20 protein-coding genes, 1 tRNA gene and 2 pseudogenes are annotated in these 20,737 nt (G+C 38.5%); 21 read left to right on the top strand and 2 right to left on the bottom strand.

The annotated features are described in order from the left end of the window. The first annotated feature begins 32 nt into the window (after positions 1-32). On the top strand, positions 33-2,177 hold the full coding sequence (locus BZG42_RS09110; RefSeq protein WP_159780124.1) for an ABC transporter ATP-binding protein/permease: 2,145 nt from the start codon (positions 33-35) through the stop codon (positions 2,175-2,177). 72 nt (positions 2,178-2,249) lie between these two features. Here BZG42_RS09110 and BZG42_RS09105 read toward each other — a convergent pair whose 3' ends face one another. Next, positions 2,250-2,744, bottom strand: coding sequence for an NUDIX hydrolase (locus tag BZG42_RS09105; protein ID WP_024532982.1), 495 nt, complete (start codon positions 2,742-2,744; stop codon positions 2,250-2,252). Between the two features lie 173 nt (positions 2,745-2,917). Here BZG42_RS09105 and BZG42_RS09100 point away from each other — a divergent pair, with 173 nt between their 5' ends. The 19 genes and pseudogenes from BZG42_RS09100 to BZG42_RS09010 all read left to right on the top strand — a co-directional run bounded on the left by BZG42_RS09100 (position 2,918) and on the right by BZG42_RS09010 (position 19,231). After that, on the top strand, positions 2,918-3,442 hold the full coding sequence (locus tag BZG42_RS09100; protein WP_032537936.1) for a transcription repressor NadR: 525 nt from the start codon (positions 2,918-2,920) through the stop codon (positions 3,440-3,442). An 80-nt stretch (positions 3,443-3,522) separates the two neighbouring features. Next, positions 3,523-4,068, top strand: coding sequence for a hypothetical protein (locus BZG42_RS09095; protein WP_024532052.1), 546 nt, complete (start codon positions 3,523-3,525; stop codon positions 4,066-4,068). A gap of 528 nt (positions 4,069-4,596) precedes the next feature. Further along, on the top strand, positions 4,597-4,956 hold the full coding sequence (gene rnpA / locus BZG42_RS09090) for a ribonuclease P protein component (RefSeq protein ID WP_024532051.1): 360 nt from the start codon (positions 4,597-4,599) through the stop codon (positions 4,954-4,956). After that, a complete protein-coding gene (locus BZG42_RS09085) occupies positions 4,940-5,755 on the top strand; it encodes a YidC/Oxa1 family membrane protein insertase (RefSeq protein ID WP_024532050.1) in 816 nt (271 codons plus the stop codon). The genes rnpA and BZG42_RS09085 overlap by 17 nt, the downstream gene beginning before the upstream one ends. 19 nt (positions 5,756-5,774) lie before the next feature. Continuing rightward, positions 5,775-6,758 (top strand): RNA-binding cell elongation regulator Jag/EloR, encoded by a 984-nt coding sequence (jag, locus tag BZG42_RS09080; protein WP_120172321.1) that lies wholly within the window; start codon positions 5,775-5,777, stop codon positions 6,756-6,758. A 166-nt stretch (positions 6,759-6,924) separates the two neighbouring features. Continuing rightward, complete coding sequence (rpmH, locus tag BZG42_RS09075) at positions 6,925-7,062, top strand: 50S ribosomal protein L34 (protein ID WP_002939016.1); 138 nt, start codon at positions 6,925-6,927, stop codon at positions 7,060-7,062. Positions 7,063-7,169: 107 nt separating this feature from the next. Beyond that, a complete protein-coding gene (locus BZG42_RS09070; protein WP_155996139.1) occupies positions 7,170-7,946 on the top strand; it encodes a TatD family hydrolase in 777 nt (258 codons plus the stop codon). Continuing rightward, positions 7,936-8,505 carry a ribonuclease M5 gene (gene rnmV / locus BZG42_RS09065; RefSeq protein ID WP_120172318.1) on the top strand — a complete coding sequence of 190 codons (570 nt, stop codon included), beginning with the start codon at positions 7,936-7,938 and terminating at the stop codon, positions 8,503-8,505. Before BZG42_RS09070 ends, rnmV begins: the two co-directional genes overlap by 11 nt. Continuing rightward, a complete protein-coding gene (locus BZG42_RS09060) occupies positions 8,498-8,860 on the top strand; it encodes a hypothetical protein (RefSeq protein WP_120172317.1) in 363 nt (120 codons plus the stop codon). Before rnmV ends, BZG42_RS09060 begins: the two co-directional genes overlap by 8 nt. Positions 8,861-8,868: 8 nt before the next feature. Continuing rightward, a pseudogene (locus BZG42_RS09055) lies at positions 8,869-8,985 on the top strand (DNA mismatch repair protein MutT); the annotation flags it as partial. 124 nt (positions 8,986-9,109) lie between these two features. Further along, positions 9,110-10,159 carry a DNA cytosine methyltransferase gene (locus BZG42_RS09050; RefSeq protein ID WP_155996136.1) on the top strand — a complete coding sequence of 350 codons (1,050 nt, stop codon included), beginning with the start codon at positions 9,110-9,112 and terminating at the stop codon, positions 10,157-10,159. Further along, the gene (locus tag BZG42_RS09045) at positions 10,160-12,154 is read left to right on the top strand and encodes an ATP-binding protein (protein ID WP_155996133.1); all 1,995 of its coding nucleotides are present in this window, start codon (positions 10,160-10,162) and stop codon (positions 12,152-12,154) included. Positions 12,155-12,184: 30 nt separating this feature from the next. Next, a complete protein-coding gene (locus BZG42_RS09040) occupies positions 12,185-12,634 on the top strand; it encodes an 8-oxo-dGTP diphosphatase (RefSeq protein WP_439709966.1) in 450 nt (149 codons plus the stop codon). Further along, positions 12,634-13,104 (top strand): annotated as a pseudogene (locus BZG42_RS09035) (DUF1697 domain-containing protein). The gene BZG42_RS09040 and the pseudogene BZG42_RS09035 overlap by 1 nt, the downstream one beginning before the upstream one ends. A 78-nt stretch (positions 13,105-13,182) precedes the next feature. Then, positions 13,183-13,815: a tetratricopeptide repeat protein gene (locus tag BZG42_RS09030; RefSeq protein WP_155996198.1), complete on the top strand. Its 633-nt coding sequence runs from the start codon at positions 13,183-13,185 to the stop codon at positions 13,813-13,815. 11 nt (positions 13,816-13,826) lie between these two features. After that, the gene (gene rsmA, locus BZG42_RS09025; protein WP_024532044.1) at positions 13,827-14,699 is read left to right on the top strand and encodes a 16S rRNA (adenine(1518)-N(6)/adenine(1519)-N(6))-dimethyltransferase RsmA; all 873 of its coding nucleotides are present in this window, start codon (positions 13,827-13,829) and stop codon (positions 14,697-14,699) included. Between the two features lie 96 nt (positions 14,700-14,795). Further along, positions 14,796-14,945: a hypothetical protein gene (locus tag BZG42_RS09020; protein WP_155971681.1), complete on the top strand. Its 150-nt coding sequence runs from the start codon at positions 14,796-14,798 to the stop codon at positions 14,943-14,945. Positions 14,946-15,042: 97 nt separating this feature from the next. Further along, positions 15,043-16,806, top strand: a complete 1,764-nt coding sequence (locus tag BZG42_RS09015) for a hypothetical protein (RefSeq protein ID WP_155969762.1) — start codon at positions 15,043-15,045, stop codon at positions 16,804-16,806. Beyond that, a complete protein-coding gene (locus tag BZG42_RS09010; protein ID WP_155996130.1) occupies positions 16,787-19,231 on the top strand; it encodes an LTA synthase family protein in 2,445 nt (814 codons plus the stop codon). The genes BZG42_RS09015 and BZG42_RS09010 overlap by 20 nt, the downstream gene beginning before the upstream one ends. Positions 19,232-19,268: 37 nt before the next feature. Here the strand turns inward: BZG42_RS09010 and BZG42_RS09005 are convergent. Next, positions 19,269-19,350, bottom strand: a tRNA-Leu gene (locus BZG42_RS09005). Between the two features lie 507 nt (positions 19,351-19,857). Between BZG42_RS09005 and rsgA the strand changes: the two genes are divergently transcribed. Continuing rightward, complete coding sequence (rsgA, locus tag BZG42_RS09000; protein ID WP_120172310.1) at positions 19,858-20,733, top strand: ribosome small subunit-dependent GTPase A; 876 nt, start codon at positions 19,858-19,860, stop codon at positions 20,731-20,733. Positions 20,734-20,737: the final 4 nt, after the last annotated feature.

Here is a 20,737-nt window from a genome sequence, read left to right as displayed (position 1 = left end):
AAAGTGTAATTTTTGTTGAGAAGATGCTAGAAATGGGAAAAAACAGTATGATAAAACTTTTAAATATTTGTAAAAAATATAGGGATAAGTCTATTTTTAACTCCCTCAGCTTAGATATTGAGGGGAAAAATAAGATTTTTTCCTTGATCGGGGAAAGTGGATCAGGTAAAACAACTCTATTTAATATATTATTTGGATTAGACCAAGACTATGAAGGGGAGTATATATTATTTGGCACGAATGCAAAAGAGTATAGTGCAAACGAATGGGCAACTCTTAGAGAGTCAGAAATAGGTCTCGTATTCCAGGACTACAAACTCTTAGAGGATTTTACAGTTTTTGAAAATTTGCAGCTAGGGAGCAATGCTAAAGAAGTGGAGATTGAATCCATAATGAATGATTTGGATATCTCCGAACTCGGATCAAGTTACATTTCTGAATTGAGTGGAGGTCAAAAACAAAGAGTTGCGTTAGCACGTGCCGCGATAAAGAACCCGAGAATATTACTATTAGACGAGCCTACTGGAAATCTGGATGGACTAACAAGTAGCCGAGTGTTCGAATATTTGAAAAAATTAAGTAAAAAAGGTATCTTGATTTTTTATATAACTCATGATAAAGAACTGGCTAATTTAGCGGATGTTATATATGAATTAGATGGAAAGGCTGTGAAAACAATAAAAGACAGTGGCGATATATCTGGAGAATATGAAGAGGAAACTGAAAAAAGTAGAATCCCATTTAAATTTGTAATGCGGTATGTTAAAAGCAAATTTTTACGAACCCTCAAAAAACAACTTTTTCTTGGAATTCCTATGATGGTTATCATTTTTCTTTTTATTATGGGGTTCACAGCATATAGATCTGCTTCAACGCTTAATTTTGAAAAAATTTTTAATGGAATTAGTGATAAAGTAATTGTAATGTCAACCCAACAGCTTAATACTGAGACGATAGAAGAATACAATAAAAAGAATATTCAAAGTCCTTATGATGGGGCAAGGATAGGATTTTCAGACAGTGATATCAAAACGATTAGAGAGATTGATGGAGTTGATGATGTGGTTCTATATAGACATGGTGTTAACTCAAATTATAATAAAGGTTTCAATAGCTTATCTTTAACCTACTCTGAGAAAGATTTTTCCAATACTTTAAGAAAATTTAATTATGGATGGAACAAAGTCTCCAATGTTTCGTTTAGCATGCGTAAACTTAATGTGCCAAAGAGTTACATGAAAGACTATAATTATGCCAATATCGTCTTAGTAGCAGGTTCGTATCCTGAAGATAATACTGAAGAAATCCTTGTCCCGGATACTTTTGTACTGCAACAAATGAGCAATGAGGATTTTCAGAACGTGATTGGAAAAGAGGTTAGCTTAAATACTATAAATATTTACTCCAATGATGTAAAAAAAGAAGTTATGAGAATTAGTGGTGTTTACCAGACTAAATATCAAAATACGCTGAGTTCGGAATATGTCATTTACTCAAGCTATTTTGAAGAATCTAGTCTCGAACATTTTCTAAAGCCTGAATCATATGAACATCATAAAACAATATTGTCACTCACCCCTGAAACATCTGCGGCAAGCCAAGGGATTATCAGTAGCTATGAGCAGTATGTAAAATCTGTCGGTACCGGAAAGGATGGAGTAGTTATAAAAATATCAGGAAATTTGAAGACAGTAACAAAAGAGTTAGAAAAAATATTTCCAAAATATCAACTTACTTCTCAATACGAAATTCAATCAGGGTCATTAAGTAATATATACCATCAATTAGTAAAAAATCTCATTATGGGTTCTACGGTAATATCGTTGGTTATGGGGTTGATAATAGCTTTTTTAAATAAGGGGCATATAAATAATAGGTCGAAAGAACTAGCTATTTTGTACAGCTTGGGATACAAAAGGTTTCATATATTCTCAATAATTTTCTTTGATAACATGATTTTGTTTTCTTTGTCTTTTGTTGGAGCGATTGTAATGGTCTTTTTAGCGCATTGGCTTTATTTGAGTAAAACGACATATTTCTCTTATTTTACGACTTTATGGACATTCTCTAATATGGCCTTTCTATTTGTTTTGGTATTTATAATGATGCTAATCTCTGATTTTTGGGGATTGAGAACAGTTAAGCAAGAACACCTTAGGAAATACTTGAATGAATAAAAGTTACTCTATCACATTAAACTTTTTTTGCATCTATGCTGGATGATGGTATAGGTATTGGGATATTTACCTTTATAAGAATAATTTTTCTACATATACTTTCTGTCTAGGAATAACAAGCTCTTTTTCTAGAAAATCTTTCAAATCTTTTTGGTTGACCCAGACAAAATCACTAGTTTCTCCTGCTTGGAGGCGGATTGTGGATTTGTCCCCATCCGTTTCAGCCCAATAGCAGTGAAAGAGACACTGGTCGTCATGGGCAACAAAATGTGTATGGTGGTGAAGCTGATTGATTGTAAGAATAATTCCCGTTTCTTCGTAGACCTCTCGCAGGATGGCCTGCTCTGCTATTTCTCCAGCTAAAGCTGAACCTCCTGCTGTTGCTTCAAAATAATCAGGATAAGAAAGTTTGAGATTGGAGCGTTTCATAAAGAGGATACTACCATCAGTGTGGCGGATGATACACTCGACAACCAGATGATAGATGTTCTTGGGAATGGCTTTTCCACGCGTTAGAATCTGATCAGTCAGTCGACCATCTGCTGTGTAGGCATTCCAAATTTCCATGTTTTTCTCCTTTGTACATAGACTGTATCAGTATAACATAAATGTAAAAAGTGAGGCAAACTTTTTAGGATGTATATTTATTTGGATATGCAGGGGTAAGTAATAGATTTTACCAGTGACCAATTATCCAGAAATTTGATATAATAGAAAAAAGTTTAAGGAAGGAAGAGTATATGAAAGCCACTGATCGGCGAAAGAAAATTTTATCTGTTTTAAAAGAAAATCGTCATCCGATTTCTGCGAGTTACCTAGCAAAATGGCTTGAAGTTAGCCGTCAAGTCATTGTGGGAGATGTAGCCTTATTACGAGCAGAAGGGGAGTCTATTTTAGCGACTCCAAGGGGCTATCTAATGCAATCCTGCCTCGTTGCTACTGAGGGAACCTATATTAGAAAGATAGCCTGTCAGCATGGTCCAGAAGATGTTGAAAAGGAGTTGACTATTCTACTGATGGGAGGAGCTCAGGTTTTGGATGTGGAAATTGAGCATCCTATTTATGGTCTGTTGACTGGTAAGTTGAATATTACAAGTCTGAAAGATAGAGACCGTTTTTTAGAGGCTTTGAGTCATCATGAGGAGGCTCTGCTGAGTCATTTGACAAATGGTGTGCATACCCACACCGTCTGCTTTCCTTCTGTCCAAGCTTATCAAGATATTTTAAATGAGCTAAGAGAGGCAGGGATTTTGCTAGAAAATTAAGAAAAAACTACAAGTGTCTTGACACGTGTAGTTTTTTCGTTTATAATCCATTTATTGGAAATAGAAAGCGAGGTTTTATTATGCCAAAAAGAAAAAAGTCTAAAAGTCCAGTTAAGCAGCTGTCCCTCAGTGCTCTTTTAACAGCTTTTGCTATTTTAATTCCCTTGATGATGCCAATTAAAGTAATTATTGGTCCAGCATCCTACACTCTTGCCAGTCACGTTCCACTTTTTATCGCGATGTTTATTTCTCCTGTTACAGCCATTTTTGTGGCTCTAGGATCCACCTTAGGTTTCTTTTTAGCAGGTTTTCCGATCGTCATTGTTTTTCGTGCCTTGACCCATGTTATTTTTCTTAGCTTGGGAGCCGTATTAGTCAAGCGATTTCCGAATTTGATGGATACCAGCCATTTTCTTTTATTAGGACTTGGTCTCAATATTATTCATGGACTAGGGGAGTATGTAGCGGTCATGGCTCTGACTGCGACTGGGCAGACCAATCTTTCGTATTGGCTGACTATGCTTGCTTTGGTAGGGTTTGGTTCTGCTCTCCATGGTCTGATGGATTTCGGTTTGGCCTATTATTTTTGGGGAATGTTAAAAAATCGAAAAATTTATACACCTTAGTAACTTTAAGACACTAATAAAATGCCCATAGTCACTTTATTTTTGTAAATGGGTCAATCTGATTTATTTTATTTGCGCAAGTGAATTCCCCCAACTTAATCTCTTGTCAACAGGTTCTTCCGTCCAATTTTAGAAGTAAAATTCTGAGTTGATCTAGGTGGAAAACAGGTAGAGGCTGGGGGAACTCCTTATTGTTGTCTAGTGAGTGGTAAGAACACTGAATTTAGTGCAACATAAATATTACTAGATTGTACTAGGGTTTATAAGCCATGGATTATTGGAAAGTTAACATTAGAGGAAATCATTTTTTAAAAGAGTTTCATTTTATAGCTATCTATGGTGTTCAAACATTTGATTGGTTGTTTGTTGTAAAAAGGAACTTAGTAGAATTGATTTAGAATTTGTCTTGATTCGGTTGGAATGAGCTGAAGGACAAATCAAGGTTAAAAAGTCTATAAACGGTATGTTTATTGGCTTTTTTGAATTTTATGGTATAATAGAAGTAATTTTGAAAGATGGAGTGGCAGTTTGAAAAAAAGCTATCGTGTCAAGCGTGAACGAGATTTTAACGACATTTTCACAAAAGGAAATAATATAGCAAATAGGAAGTTTGTGGTCTATAGCTTATCTAAAAAGCAGGATCATTTCCGAGTTGGATTGTCTGTCAGTAAGAAATTAGGAAACGCTGTCATACGAAATCGGATTAAACGAAGACTTCGCCATGTCTTAATTGAGTGTCAGCATCAGTTGGTAGCGGCTGACTTTGTTATCATTGCCAGAAAGGGCGTGGAGGAGTTGTCTTATCAAGACATCAAAAAAAACCTTATCCATGTTTTGAAACTAGCTAAACTATACCAGGAAGGTGTTGTGATTGAAAAAGAAAATTAAGTGGGTGGGCTTGCTTTGTGCCTCCTTACTCGTTTTAACTGCCTGCGGTGGAACGGGACCGGTGACGAGTCAGTCTACAGATGCGTGGGACAGATTGATTTATTGGTTTGCCAGTGTTATTCAATTCCTGTCAATTAACGGTCAGATTGGAATTGGGATTGTTCTTTTTACGGTTTTGATGCGAACTCTTTTATTGCCATTATTCCAAATCCAGATGAACTCCTCACGGAAAATGCAGGAACTCCAACCTCAGCTCAAGAAATTGCAAGAGCAATATGCTGGGAAGGATATGGAAAGTCGCCAGCAGCTTTATGAAGCGACACAAGCTCTCTATAAGGAGAATGGCGTCAGCATGAAGTCTTCCCTGATTCCGCTCTTCATTCAAATGCCAATCTTACTGGCACTCTTTCAAGCTCTCACCCGTGTAGAGGCTTTGAAAGTAGGGCAGTTCCTCTGGTTGAATCTCGGAGAGCCAGATGCATTCTTCATTTTACCAATCCTTGCTGCGGGATTTACTTTCCTCAGTTCATGGTTGACCAACAAAGCGGCTATTGAGAAAAATATGGCTATGACTGTTATGACGTATGCCATGCCTGTCATGATATTTTTCTTTGCCCTTCCAGCAGCTAGTGGGGTGTCCTTGTATTGGACGGTATCGAATGCTTATCAAGTAGCTCAGACCTTGGTGTTCAATAATCCTTTCAAAATTATCGCAGAGCGCCAAGCTAAAATCAATGCAGAAAAAGAGCGTCAGGCTAAGATTCGACGGGCGCAAAAGAAAGCACAGAAAAAGAAATAGGATAACTAGGAGAGAGAAGATGAAATTTACAGGAGCAACTGTTGAAGAAGCCATCCAGAATGGCTTGGTGGAGCTGAATATTCCTCGAAAGAAAGCTCATATTACCGTAGTAGCGCGTGAGAAAAAAGGCTTTTTCGGTTTTGGTAAAAAGCCAGCTGTTGTAGATATTGATGTCATTAACAAAACAACGGTCGTCAAGGCCAACCAAAAAGCGGTTCGTGGAGTTCCAAGTGAGATTAACGAACTCAATGAACCGGTTAAGAGTGTATCAGAAGCGACTATTGATCTGGGGAAGGTGGTTGCGGCCGTTAAGGAATTTGAAAAGTCAGGTCAAATGTTAGATGATGGCATCAAGGAACAGATTCTAAAAAATAAAAAAGAAGCGGCAGCAATCTTGGAAGAAACTGGTCGTATGGAAATTTTGTCTGAAGATGCATCTGACACAGCGAGCCTATCTACACGGAATGAGCAAGAAGCTGTTTCTGCGGAAAGAACGGATGGCTTTGCTGACTTGGATATTAAACTTGAACCACAGTATGATATTGAGCAAGTCGTTTCAGAAGTGTCTGCCTATATACAAGAAATTTTGGATGATATGGATGTTGAGGCGAGCATTGAGACGAACCATAATCGACGTACAATCAATATCCAAGTGGATACGAATGAGCCAGGTCGAGTAATCGGCTACCATGGAAAGGTTTTGAAAGCCATGCAGCTTCTGGCACAAAACTTCCTATACAATCGCTATGAGCGCAACTTCTATATTACTATCAATGTGAATGACTATGTTGAACACCGCGCGGAAGTTCTTCAAGGTTATGCGCAGAAATTGGCAGAACGAGTATTGGCGGAGCAAGAAGCTTATCATACCGATCCGATGTCAAGTAGCGAGCGTAAGATTATCCATCGAATTATCTCGAAAATGGATGGTTTGACTAGCTATTCAGAAGGTAGCGAACCAAATCGTTATGTGGTTGTAGACATTGAAGGGAATCACGATTAAAAAGAGGCTAGTCCTCTTTTTTCAGTGATTTTCTGATTCTTCCCGAAAACAGGTCAGAATGGCTTGACAAATGATTGGAATTTATATAAAATAGTTTGGTATGTTTAGTAACTGATCAAAACTAGCCGGCTAAACGAATACAAGAATCTAAGAGGAGGTATTCATTGTGAAACGTACTTTTCAACCAAGTAAAATCCGTCGCGCACGCAAACATGGTTTCCGTAGCCGTATGGCAACTAAAAATGGTCGTCGCGTGTTAGCAGCTCGTCGCCGTAAGGGACGCAAAGTTCTTACAGTAGCATAAGAAAAAATAAAAGAAAAGCCAGTAGAAACTCGAGTCTGCTGGTTTTTTCATTGCGGAAGAATTTTTTGAAATGTGTTACAATAGTTAGGAAAGAAAGTGAAGAAACAATGATAAACATTTTTGATACGCATACCCACCTTAACGTTGAACAGTTTGAAGGTAGAGTCCAAGAAGAACTAGATTTTGCAAAGGAAATGGGGGTTACATGCCATAATGTGGTCGGTTTTGATCGTCCAACCATTGATAAGGCTATCATTTTGGCAGATCAGCATCCTGAAATCTATCTGACACTTGGTTGGCACCCAACTGAAGCAGGGAGCTATGATGAAAAGGTGGAAAGCTTTCTTCTGCAAGCTCTCCAGCATCCCAAAGTGGTTGCCTTGGGAGAGATTGGTCTGGATTATTACTGGATGACAACGGAAAAAGAGACTCAGGCTCGTGTTTTCAAGCGACAAATAGAGTTGTCTAAGCAATTGGATCTACCATTTGTTGTCCATACCCGTGATGCGCTGAAAGACACCTATCAGATTATTAAGGAAGTCGGTGTTGGTCCCCGGGGTGGGATCATGCATTCCTTTTCAGGTACCTTGGAGGAGGCTCAGGCCTTCATAGACTTGGGAATGTCTATCTCCTTTTCGGGTGTCGTAACCTTTAAAAAAGCTGTTGAACTGCAAGACGCAGCGCAGGCATTGCCTTTGGAAAAAATTCTGGTTGAAACAGATGCACCTTACTTGGCACCTGTTCCCAAGCGTGGACGGGAAAATCGTACCGGCTACACTCGATATGTGGTAGATATGCTAGCTCAGCTTCGTAACCAATCGGTTGAAGAAGTGGCGGCTGTAACTTACGAGAATGCAATGAGGTTGTTCAGAATTGACTCATAAAATTAAGATACAAGAAGTCCTCGTTGTTGAGGGGAAAGATGATACAGCCAACCTAAAGCGATTTTATGAGGTTGATACTTACGAAACTCGAGGCTCGGCTATTTCAGATGATGATTTAGAGCGCATTGAGAAACTCCATGACCTGCGAGGGGTTATCGTTTTTACAGACCCAGACTATAATGGAGAACGGATCCGTAAACTCATTATGCAAGCTATTCCTACGGTCAGACATGCTTTTTTACAGCGGGACGAGGCTACACCAAAGTCCAAGACAAAGGGGCGGTCCTTGGGGATTGAGCACGCTAGTTTTGAGGACTTGGAAAAGGCCTTGGCTTGTGTGCGCGGTTACTATGATGACGAAAACAATTTTGACATCAGTCAAAAAGATTTGATTCGTCTCGGTCTGCTCCTGAGTAGTGAAAGTCGTAAGCGGCGAGAGTATCTGGGTGAACACTTGCGTATTGGCTATTGTAATGGCAAACAGCTCCTCAAACGATTAGAACTATTTGGGGTGACTCTAGCAGAAGTAGAAGGGGCAATGAGAGAGTACAATGACTAAGGTTTATGCTGTCAAGTGTTTAGTAAAGAATGAGTTTAAACCTGCCTATGAGTCCTACTCATCCTATGAGGAAGTCACCTATTTGGTACCATATGTGGAGTCGGAAGATGAGTCTATTGTTAGGGCCAAAGTGGCAAATCACTTGCAAGCAGTGGTGGAAGATTGTTATGTCAATGCGGATGGTGTTTGGAAACAAAATCGTCTATTCTATATTGCAGGTTTTCAAGAAGTAGACGCTGAGGTTGATTTTGATTCACCTGCATTGGAGGTTTATCGCTGGTTTTATACTTTTGAGCGATTGGTGTCGGAAGAAGAATTTTTAAATCTCTATTATTTTGATGATTTGGGAAGATAGGAGGATAGATGTCTCGGAAAGAATCAGTTATCCTAACCAATATGTGTATGATTACCGATGGTGATAAGGTCTTGGTGCAGGATAGAAAATCATCCAAATGGCCGGGGATTACGTTTCCTGGCGGGGATTGTGTCATAATAATGAAGGTGCTTAAAACGCTGATAAATCAAGGATTTGAGCGTTCTACAAAATATAAATACTGTAAAAAGATCCAAAAGAGTGATATAATTTAAAGTGGAGGATGTTACCATGAAAATTAATGCTGTAGATTTATTTTGCGGTGTTGGAGGGTTGACCTGTGGTGTTCAACAAGCGGGTATAAACGTTGTTGCAGGTTATGATATAGATCCTCGTAGTCAATTTGCTTATGAATTTAATAATAAGGCGAGATTCATATTAAAAGATGTTAAAGAAATTGATGACCAGGAAATCAGTAATCTCTATCCAGATGGTACTGATATAAAAATTTTAATGGGTTGTGCTCCATGCCAACCCTTTTCGACATATAGTCATAAGTATAAGAACAATGAAAATACACTTCAGAAAATGGATCTTTTAGACTACTTTGGTCAACAAATTGAATATGTTCAGCCGGATATTGTTTCTATGGAAAATGTTCCTCAGATGGTTAAAGAGAAGGTCTTTGATAACTTTATCCAAATTTTGAAAGATAATGATTATTCAATTGATTATAAAGTAGTTTACGCCCCAGAGTATGGTGTTCCACAAAAAAGAAAACGCCTATTACTTTTAGCTTCAAAATTAGGAGAGATAAAATTACTGCCTCCTCAATTTGCTAAAGATAGTTACCCAACACTGAGGGAGACAATTGGAAATTTACCAAAACTAAAGGCGGGAGAGACTAATTTGAAGGACCCTCTACATAGAAGTCGCAAACTTTCCGAATTAAATATGAGAAGGATAAAACAATCAAAACCAGGTGGAAGTTGGAAAGATTGGGATGAAGAGCTTTTACTTGAAGCCTATAAGAAAAAGAGTGGAGCATCATTTGGTTCTGTTTATGGTCGTTTAGAATGGGATAAACCTTCTAATACAATAACAACACAGTTTCCTGGTATTGGGAATGGTCGTTTTGGTCATCCAGAACAAGATAGAGCATTGAGTTTGCGTGAAGGTGCAATGTTACAAACTTTTCCGAAGGATTATTTGTTTACAGAACCGGATTTGGGAGGGAATTATCCTATTGCACAGGTTGCACTACAAATTGGGAATGCTGTTCCGCCTAAATTAGGGGAAGTTATTGGAAATAGTATTTTAGAACATTTGGAGAATATATAAATGAGTATTGATAAAATTGACTTACAAATAGCATACGGTGCAGTGAAGCATTTTGGAAGAAATTTATATACTTCTAATCCTCCAGCTATTGCTGAGCTAATTGCAAATTCATGGGATGCCTATTGTACGAAATGTGATATTTTTTATAGTGAGACAGATTCCGATACTTCTAAAAAAACATCATTATTAATCTTGGATAATGGCATAGGAATGACAGACGAGGAATTGGTTAAAAGGTATGCGGTCTCTGGAACTGAAAAAAATGTTAATTTAGTTCGAAAACCTGAAGATATGACTTTGAGGCCATATATGGGACGTAAAGGTATTGGAAAATTTTCAGCGTTTAGTTTAGGTAATAGTTATATTCTTTATACAAAAAGTATTGATGATATTCAATGGAAAAAAATTACCTTTGAATATGAATTGTTACTTGAAGATAGGGCAACAGTCCCAGTAAGTGTTGAGTATATTGACGACTTGACAGAACTAGAAACAATATTTTCGGGCATGGTAGTACCTGATACTGGGACAGCAATTTATATTCCTGAGATGAGGAGAAAGATTATTTCAACGAGTGTTGAAGGATTAAAGAACCTGCTTTCTCGACGTTTTTCTGTAGGAGTAATCGGACAACATGATTTTTCGTTAAAAATAAATACAACAGAAATAAATCTAGCCCAGCATTTCTATGATGAAAATCTGGAATTTATTTATTATTTTGGAATGGAATTAGAAGACATCAGAGGAAGGTTTCCTAGGATTCCTGAAGAAAATTTTTATAAGGAGGAGGATGAGTTTTTTATTGAAAACTCCATCAATGGTTGGCTTGGTACAGTTGAAACACCTAGTCATTTGTTAGCTGAAGAAAATATTAGTGTATCTGGGGTTATTGTTTATATTCATGGAAAATTAGCTGATGAGGATATTTTACGAGATAAATTAAAGAATCGAATTACTAATTCATACTTTTTAGGTGAAGTTAATGCTGACTTTCTTCAAAATGAAGAAGAAGACCCAGTACTTAGTAGTAGAGAAGGTCTAAACAAAGAAATACCTAATGTAAAAACATTAATTGAAAAACTTTCAAGAGTAAGTAACAAATTAAATGCTAACTGGAATGATTTGAGAGCAAGTAGAGTTAGAGAAAAATTGGACTATCTTGATAAAATGTTAAATGCAGATCGTGGATTAAGTACTGCATTCACTGTTTATAATGATAAACAGCAAAAACAAATTGCAAAGTTGTCACAAAAAATATTTGATAATGATGAAAAATACTCAGAAGCTGAGTACAGAGTTTATGGTCAAGCTATTTTTGCACTTGTAAATAATAAGGTTATTAATGAAATTACTATTGATACGGGTACAGATGATTTTGGAGATATTCTAAAAAAATTCTATAGTTTATTTGAGAAAACGGAGCTTAATGCTGCATTGCGTATCAAGTCTAATATTGAAGACAGAATTAGCGTAATTAATAAATTAAAACAGATTATTGATGACGAGGAAATTGAAGCAGTATTTGAAGAGCACTTGGCAAAAAATCCATGGTTAATTAATCAATATTGGGATAAACCTAGTAATGAAATTGTAATTGAAACACAAAATAAGTATAAGGCAATTATTCAAGAAAATGAGGTGCACGGAAGAACCGATATTATTACAAAAGTTGCGGATGAACCCTACCCAATTATCTGTGAGTTAAAAAGAGAGAAAGCTACTGTCTACTCTGCGCCTAATATTTCTGATATAAGTACCCAAATTTATAAATATAGACGATTTATCAGTGAGGAGATTAACCGTTCAGACACTCCTTTGAGAATAACAAACGCTAATGATATAAAAGCATACTTTATTTGTGGTGAGAAATCTAAAGAAAAGCTAGGAGATTTAGATTTAACTGACCTTAAAAATAGTAATATTGAATTAAAAACATATCAAGAAATTATTAGACAAGCAGAGCGAGTTTATAGTGATAGAGTAAAAATCGAATAGTTGGCCTTTGTGGTCTTAAAGGAGCTGAATATGCCCGAACAAGCCATCTTTACCCACCTCTGCCTGATTCGTAAGGGCGATAAAGTTGTCGTTATGGACCGCCGTAAACAGGACTGGCCGGGGATTACGTTTCCTGGCGGACACGTTGAACAAGGAGAAAGTATTGTTGCTTCCGTTATTCGTGAGGTTGAGGAAGAGACAGGTCTCACAATTCTAGACTTAGAACTCTGTGGAGTTCAGAATTGGACAGACCCTACAGAGCAATATCGCTATCTGGTTTTTCTCTATAAAACAAGCCAATTTTCCGGTCAATTACGGGCTTCTGATGAAGGTGATGTCTTCTGGATTGACCGCATAGACTTGAGAAATTATCAGCTGGCAGACGGTTTTGAATCCATGCTAGACATTTTTGAAAATCCGCACTTGACAGAGAACTATTATTGGTTTGAAAATTGTGAGTGGCAGGTGGAGAACAGGTGATGGAAAAAATTGCTCTCCTACGCGGTGTCACACCCGTTGGAAAAAATAAAATTTCTAGGGTGTCTTACTTGATAAAGATTTTGATGGCCACTGGTCTGTCATTAGTGCAGATGTATATCCAAAGTGGCAATATTATCTTTTATAACACGATTAAAAATAAAATCGGTGCAAACCTAGCAGTTATTATCAAACACTAAGTACGGCTAGCACAAGCCGTATCTGAAAGACCATTTGATAGTAATTACGATAGCTCTCGTGTTCATTTGATTTTGACGAATGATGAGATAAATATGGGAAAATTAGCCGAGCTGCTAAAACAAGACTTTGGTGACGAAGCACTATATTCTGATAGTCGGTGTCTCTATATGTATTTGCCAAGAGAAGCTAGAAAGAAAAAACTAAATACCAACTATTTAGAAGAACAGTTGGGGATTGTTGCGACCATGAGAAAATTAAGTGTTGTTTCATGATTGAGTGAGATGGCAAAATAAGAAGCAAGAAAACTAATGGGAGCAGTAGATAAAGAATGGGCTCAAGGAGATGGTTCTATGGATAAAAATATTGACAAGGCATGGGAACTCTTTTTAGAAGGGAAGGTTGCAGAGGCGAAAGAATTAGTTGAGAAAGATTATCACGTTGAGACTTGTTTGGAATACCCTGTTCTCAATCTATTCGTCTATCTTTATCTTGAGGAGAAAAGCTTTGAAGGAGCTTTAGTAGCTTGTCAACGATATATTCAATTGGCTCGTAATGAAAAGAATGTTGAACAAGAGCATATTGGCTTGCATCAACTAGCCATGGTTTATCGTCAGTTGGGTAATTTTACGAAAGCTCTGGAGTTAATCGAAGAAGAAGGACAACTGATAGCAGATGTTTTCCCAGATGATAAGTTGAAATGGTCGATTAACGACTATGAACAAGGCTATTTACGATTGAAGTTAGGAGAAATAGATTCTGCTCTGTATTTTATGAACAAGAGTTTAGAGAATGCTTTAATGACAGACGACCTCGTTGCACAAGCTTGTGCCTATCGAGGATTAGGTGAAATTTATGCAACAAATACCGCAACTGTTCTTGCTAAAAAAGCTTTTGAACAAGCCATTACTGTTTTTGAACAAGTAGGAGATCCTTTTGGGGTAGAAGAAGTTAGAGAATTGATGGCTACCTATCAAATTATTTAGAAAGAAATCAAATGAGAATCGCAGACAAAAACGTTACCCGTGCTGTCCTTGAGCGCCACGGATTTACCTTTAAGAAATCTTTCGGTCAGAACTTTTTGACCGATACCAATATTTTACAAAAGATTGTGGATACAGCAGAGATTGATGGTCATGTCAATGTTATTGAGATTGGTCCTGGAATCGGTGCTTTGACGGAATTTTTGGCAGAAAAGGCCGCCGAGGTCATGGCCTTTGAAATTGATGATCGACTGATTCCTATTCTGTCGGATACTTTGGGTCGTTTTGATAACGTGACCATCGTGAATCAGGACATCTTGAAGACTGATTTGCAGGAACAGATTCAGAACTTCAAAAATCCTGATCTACCTATTAAGGTTGTGGCCAATCTGCCTTACTACATCACTACCCCAATCCTTATGCATCTGATTGAGAGCAAGATTCCTTTTAGCGAGTTTGTGGTTATGATGCAGCGGGAGGTGGCAGATCGTATTTCTGCCGAGCCAAATACCAAGGCTTATGGAAGCCTGTCCATCGCAGTCCAGTACTACATGACTGCTAAGGTGGCTTTTATCGTACCTCGAACGGTCTTTGTGCCTGCTCCAAATGTAGACTCGGCCATTCTCAAGATGGTTCGTCGAGAGCAACCACTAGTGACAGTCAAGGATGAAGACTTCTTCTTTAGAGTTTCCAAAGCTAGCTTTGTTCATCGTCGCAAAACTCTCTGGAACAACCTGACCAACCATTTTGGTAAGTCTGAGGAAGTGAAGGATAAGCTGATGCAGGCACTCGGCATGGCAGAGCTAGAAGCTAGCGTCCGAGGAGAAGCTCTTTCTATGGTTGACTTTGCACGTCTATCAGATAGTCTTCGAGAAGTAGGCTTGTAAAGCCAGTCATTGTTTGTTTGATACAAAATACCGAATGAATGTCTCTTGCCCGTTGACAGAGGTTTGAAAGCTTGTTATACTGAAAGATAATATCCAATGAAAATCAAACTACTTCCAACAGTTTATTCCAATATTGCTGGAAATAGAAGGGAGTTTACGATGATATTACTTGCTGATTTTAACTATCAGATTAGACGACTCCTCGCCTACCAAGTTGGGCTAGCGATGTGTGAATTTGATCTTTGAAGAGTATAGTCAAACTTGCAAACAATGATTCTGGTAGTCATCAGAAAAGTTACGAATATAACAGAGGGGTTCCCTCTTTTTTTATGAAGGTATGAAAATGTTTAAAAATGTTTTGAAAAAACACCCACATATTGCCGCAGTCGTTTTGTTTTTTCTTTTCTCTTTTGCTCTCCTTTTGCCGCAGATTTGGACAAGAGCAGTTGTGACGGGAGACGATGTTGTTTTCCACTTCAATCGTTTTTATGATGCAGCTATGCAAATAAAGACGGGTGATTTTTCCTATATGATGAGCCTGCATGGTTATCAGCAATCTGGAAGAATTGTTAATGCCCTATATGGTCCTTATCTAGCCTATTTACAAGGGGCCTTAGTGTTGTTGGCTGGGACTTGGTACAGATACCAGTTGCTTTCCAATCTTCTTTTGGGAACGCTGAGTGCGACCTCGCTTTATTTTTTGATGCGAGAAGTGAGGGTGCGCTATTCTTTTTCTGTAGTGTTATCCATGTTTTTCGTGACGACTTACTCTATCCAATATTGGTGGGTGGCTCAAGGCTTTTCGAGCTGGGGAGTCGCTGTGTTTCCACTCTGCTTGATTCCGGCAGTTCGCTTTCTTCGAACTGGAAAAGTTCCAATCTTTCTAATGGCAGGAGCTGTAGGGCTCATGTTACAAATACACATGCTATCTGCCTTCTTCCTCATATTAGCCTATGCGCTCCTCTTTTTCATCGGCTGGATAAAGTCTCAAGAAAAATGGAAAATCGTTAAAGATGTAGCCCTATCAGTGGGACTCTTTCTGATTTTGACGGTGAATATCTGGTTTCCTTTGCTATATGTCAATGCAGGCAATGAATTGGTAGCACCGTTTATCAATAAAAAATTTATTCAATCAACGGTCACTTGGTCTAAGGTGAATTTCTTGTATTTCCCTTACTCCTTACCAATCTTTTTTGTGCTTTCTGCTTATTTTATGATGAAAAAGTGGAAAAAACAGTCAGTGGTATTGGGCGGCCTATCTTTGACGTTTCTAATCTTTTTTATTTTTTCAACAAATGCCTTTCCATGGCAGTTTTTTGCTGGCAAGGGGATTGGTTTGGTAGATTTGATTCAATTTCCTTTCCGTTTCTTTCTGTATGCAAATGCCTTGCTTTTGACAGTTGTCGGCATGCAATTAACAAAGTTTGCAGTGCGTAAGAAGTTGTTCCTAGGGCTTACCACCCTGTCTACCTTGATTGGTGTCAGCTTTGCTTGGCAGCAATATAATCAAGCTATCCAAAACCAATACAACAAGCCTGATTTCTTGCAAGATATGCTGCATACCACTCTCTATGGGACAACGGAAGAATTACGTGCGTCCCTACACTCGCAAGACTTGGGAGAATTTATTCGTTTAGCTCAGAAATCTACTCCTGACTACGTACCAAAACTATCTGATAAGGCGGATAATGTGCGTGTGATAAACGAAGCTAAATCACGCTATGATCGCTATCGTGATCAGATTATTTTACCTAACCAGCAGTTCAGCAAGCGAGTCAATGGGGACAGCCTAGAGATAAGCTGGTCAGCCAATCAGTCAGAGGAAATCCAAATACCGATTGTTGTTTATCGCGATAGTGAGTTGGTATTGAATGGACAAAAACTAGGGAAATCAGATTACTACCTTTCCACCATCGGTGTTCCAACTGTAACTGGTAAAGTTGGGCAAAATCAGCTTATTCTATCCTACAAACAGCAGTGGTGGTTACTTCCAGTTATCGTCATCAGTCTAATAAGTTGGTTGGCTTGGTTAACCTATTATGTAACTACCTATCGTTCAGTAACACTACTTTCACTTGAGGCACTTTATGAAAAAAATCAATTCTAATACTGGCAAGCAGTTTATTTTAGTCATGGTTATGACGGTGATCTTGGCTATGGGACGAGCCTTACTCCTTAGTGGCAAGGCTTTTCCTGTTTGGTTTATCCCTTTACCGCTGATTGCCTATCTTATCTTTACTTTTTATATTTTAGTAATTCTGGACAAGTACGAAGCATTTGTCCGCACCAAGACTTTTGCCAAGTATATTGGTTATTTTCTAGGTTTCTTCTATCTGGTCAGTTTAGTCTATCGTCTCAATGCAAAGAAGTATCAACCTTGGAATATTGTCCGAAACAATCTTTTCCAGTTTGAGTTATTGTTAATGTTGGTCTTACCAATTTTCTTGGCTCTCCTATGGAGAAACAAACCAAAAATTCGGGAAAAATTACAAAGGTGGTCAGCTAGCCATTTGGTGCCAGATGGTTATTTGCTTCTGACGACTCTATTTTCCCTTAGTCCTTTGGCAATTTCTTATTGGAAAGATAGTCATTACGAGAGTTTGATTGAAAAAGGATCTTATATCGAATTTTTCAGTCAGACTCCGATTTTTGCGGTCGTACACTTTATAGCGACCTATGCTTTTCTGCGCTATATCCCTAAAGCGTTCGGAGAATTTAAGGCTAATCGAACCAATGTACACAGTATGATATTTATCAGTCTGGGCTTGGCAACCCTTTCTCACATTGGTTATCAAGCTTCTATGGCTGGAGGTACAGGAGCTTATTTCACGCGACATCTGTTTCCAGGAGCCATTATTTTTCAAATAGCCTGTCTTTTTTTCTTAAATGTCATCATCAGCCTGCTGATCAATCGTCAGATTTTATCGGTAACCTTGATTGCAAGTCTAAATGTAACCCTGATTACAGCTAATTTTCTCAAGTTTCGGTATCGTTCGGAACCCTTGACCCCAAATGATTTTAAATGGATTGGGAATTTGGGGATGATTTTCAGCTTCATCAGCTTGAGGGTTGTACTTGTTTCACTGGCTTTCTTGATTATTTTAATCTTCGTTTACAAACGGATCCGCAAGCGCTATTTTTTAGGAACCATCATTCAATCCATTTGGAAACGGTTTGCAGGAGTTGCTCTTATCCTTTCTTTAATTTTGGGAATGGGTTGGGCGATTCGCCATGAAAAAGATCATAAGATATGGGGAGGGATCCCGATTCTCTCCCAAGTCAATAATTGGCGAAACGTAGACTGGAAGGGCTATGCTTTTGTGGCCCGTTATCGTACTTTGGCTTTTCTTTGGTTACAACAGCTTAGTAAGACCAGTATGGAAGAGCCAAAGAACTATTCTGAAAAGACGATAAAGGCTATTGTTGAAAAATATACTAAGTTAGCTGCGGAGATCAATATTGAACGGACCAATCAACTAAAGGATCAAACCCTCATCTACATCCTCAGTGAGAGTTTGGCAGATCCTCGTCGGATCCCCGGAGTAACTCTCAGCCAGAATGTCCTGCCTAATATTGAGCAGATTATGAGTCAGACGACCAGTGGCTTGATGAAGAGCGACCACTACGGTGGTGGAACAGCCAATATTGAGTTTCAGGTTTACAGTGGTCTTCCTTTCTATAACTATAGCTCTTCCATCTCATCTGTCTATCTGGATGTGGCACCGAATATGAAGAAATTGCCAAGTATCAGTGATGTATATGCTGAGGATTTGCGCGTGGCCATACACCCTTATTATGGGACTAGTTACAACCGTAATTCTATTTACAAGCAGTTGGGAATTGAGCAGTTCTACACTTTGAACAGTTCGCAGTACCCAATCATAGTTAAAGATACTGACTACCAAGGGAATTTTGTCAGCGATAAAAAAACTTATGAACTCATCTTAGAGCAGGTACGTTCTGGGAATAACAAATTTGTGTCAGCCATGACTATGCAGAACCACGTTCAATGGAGTGCGGCTGAACCTGCTGGAATTACTGCAACAGGTGAAGGATTTACGGCAGAAGAAAATGAAAACTTGACTAGTTATGCCCGCCTCTTGTCCTTCACAGATCAGGCAACGAGAGATTTCTTAGACCAACTCAAAAAGTTGGACAAGAAAGTGACGGTCGTTTTCTATGGAGATCATTTGCCGGGGCTCTACCCAGAGTCGGCCTTTGTAACGGATCCAAGTCAGCGGTATAAAACAGATTATTTCATTTGGAGTAATTTTGAGACAGAGAAACATCATTATGAGCTAGTCAACTCCAGTGATATGAATGCGCTCATGCTGGAGACGACTAAAGCAAAGGTTAGCCCCTACTATGCTCTCTTAACAGAAGTCTTGCACAAGAACCGAGTTGGACAAACAGAACGTGATGCAACTGTTGCAGAGGAACTCAAGCTAGTTCAGTATGATTTATCTACCGGAAAAGGTCATCTCTTGAAGCACAAGGATTTTTTCAAGATTGCTACAGAAGTTAAGGAATAAAACAAAACCAAGCCGACTGGCTTGGTTTTTTCTATGATGCGGAGGAAGGGATTTGAACCCTCACACCCGATGGGCACATGCGCCTGAAGCATGCGTGTCTGCCGTTCCACCACCTCCGCTTGAGTCTGTTTGGTATAGCTCTGTGCCTCAACTTCTTTTTAGAGATTCAAACTTAACTACATTATACCTTTTTTATTCTATCTTGGCTAGAGGAATTTTAAAAATTGAAGGTTGGGTTTGGTTCAGATTTACTTCTTAGGGTTCATATTACTATCTAAGTGTAGGGACTGATTGCCTTTAGCGGTTCCGTTGACTAGGAGATACGATTTGTGTTCTTTACTTTCTAATACAAATGGTGTGAACTTTGTTGACTCCAGTATCCAAGAGTTTCCTGACTTCTTGGAGTAATGTAGTGACCGAGAGACCTTTTAAAGTAGGAGATTAGAACTGACAGAAGTCAGTCTATACAAGTTGTTATCTGAGAATAAATCGTTTAGCTCAACTCCTAAAAACATAGACTTATTGACAAAGTCTTTTCCTATGTATTTTGTTGAGTTTTTTCCCGCTCCCTTTTTTGAGGGAAATTTGGTATAATACTAGAAAGAATACCTATAAAGGAGTCTTCATTGCACGGAAGAATTATTAAGGCCTTGGCTGGTTTTTACTATGTTGAGGCGGATGGACAGATTTATCAGACTAGAGCCAGAGGGAATTTTCGTAAGAAGGGACAGACTCCTTACGTGGGGGATTTTGTCGACTTTTCCGCAGAGGAACATTCCGAAGGTTACATTTTGAAAATCCACGAGAGAAAGAATAGCTTGGTTCGTCCACCTATTGTCAATATCGACCAGGCAGTAGTAATCATGTCGGCCAAAGAACCGGATTTTAATGCCAATCTTCTGGATCGTTTCCTAGTATTATTGGAGCAAAAGGATATGGAACCAATCATCTACGTTTCAAAGATGGACTTGGTAGAGGATTCTTCTGAGATAGATACCTTTAAGGCAATTTATGAAAAAATCGGCTATCCTTTTGTTTATAGTTTAGAGGAATTGACACCCCTTTTGCAGAGTAAAGTTACGGTTTTTATGGGGCAGACAGGAGTCGGTAAGTCGACACTTCTTAATAAAATTGCACCAGAGTTGGCCTTGGAGACCGGAGCAATCTCAGACAGTCTGGGGCGTGGTCGTCATACAACACGTGCGGTTAGTTTCTACAATGTATTTGGTGGAAAAATTGCGGATACTCCGGGTTTTTCATCCTTAGACTATGATGTTAAAGAGGCAGAGGCTCTGACAGATTGTTTTCCAGAGATTGCCAACGTTAGTCAGAACTGCAAATTCCGAACTTGTACTCATACTCATGAGCCGGATTGTGAGGTAAAAAGAGAAGTTAGCAGCTCGGCTATTTCCCAAAGTCGGTTTGATAATTATCTTCAATTCCTCAGCGAAATCCAAAATCAGCGTGAGACCTATACCAAGGTTAGCAAAAAATTTAAATAGAAAG

The organism is Streptococcus sp. DAT741 (genome assembly GCF_009866825.1).
Lineage (GTDB): Bacteria > Bacillota > Bacilli > Lactobacillales > Streptococcaceae > Streptococcus > Streptococcus ruminantium.
This window is presented reverse-complemented; position numbering and strand designations above follow the sequence as displayed.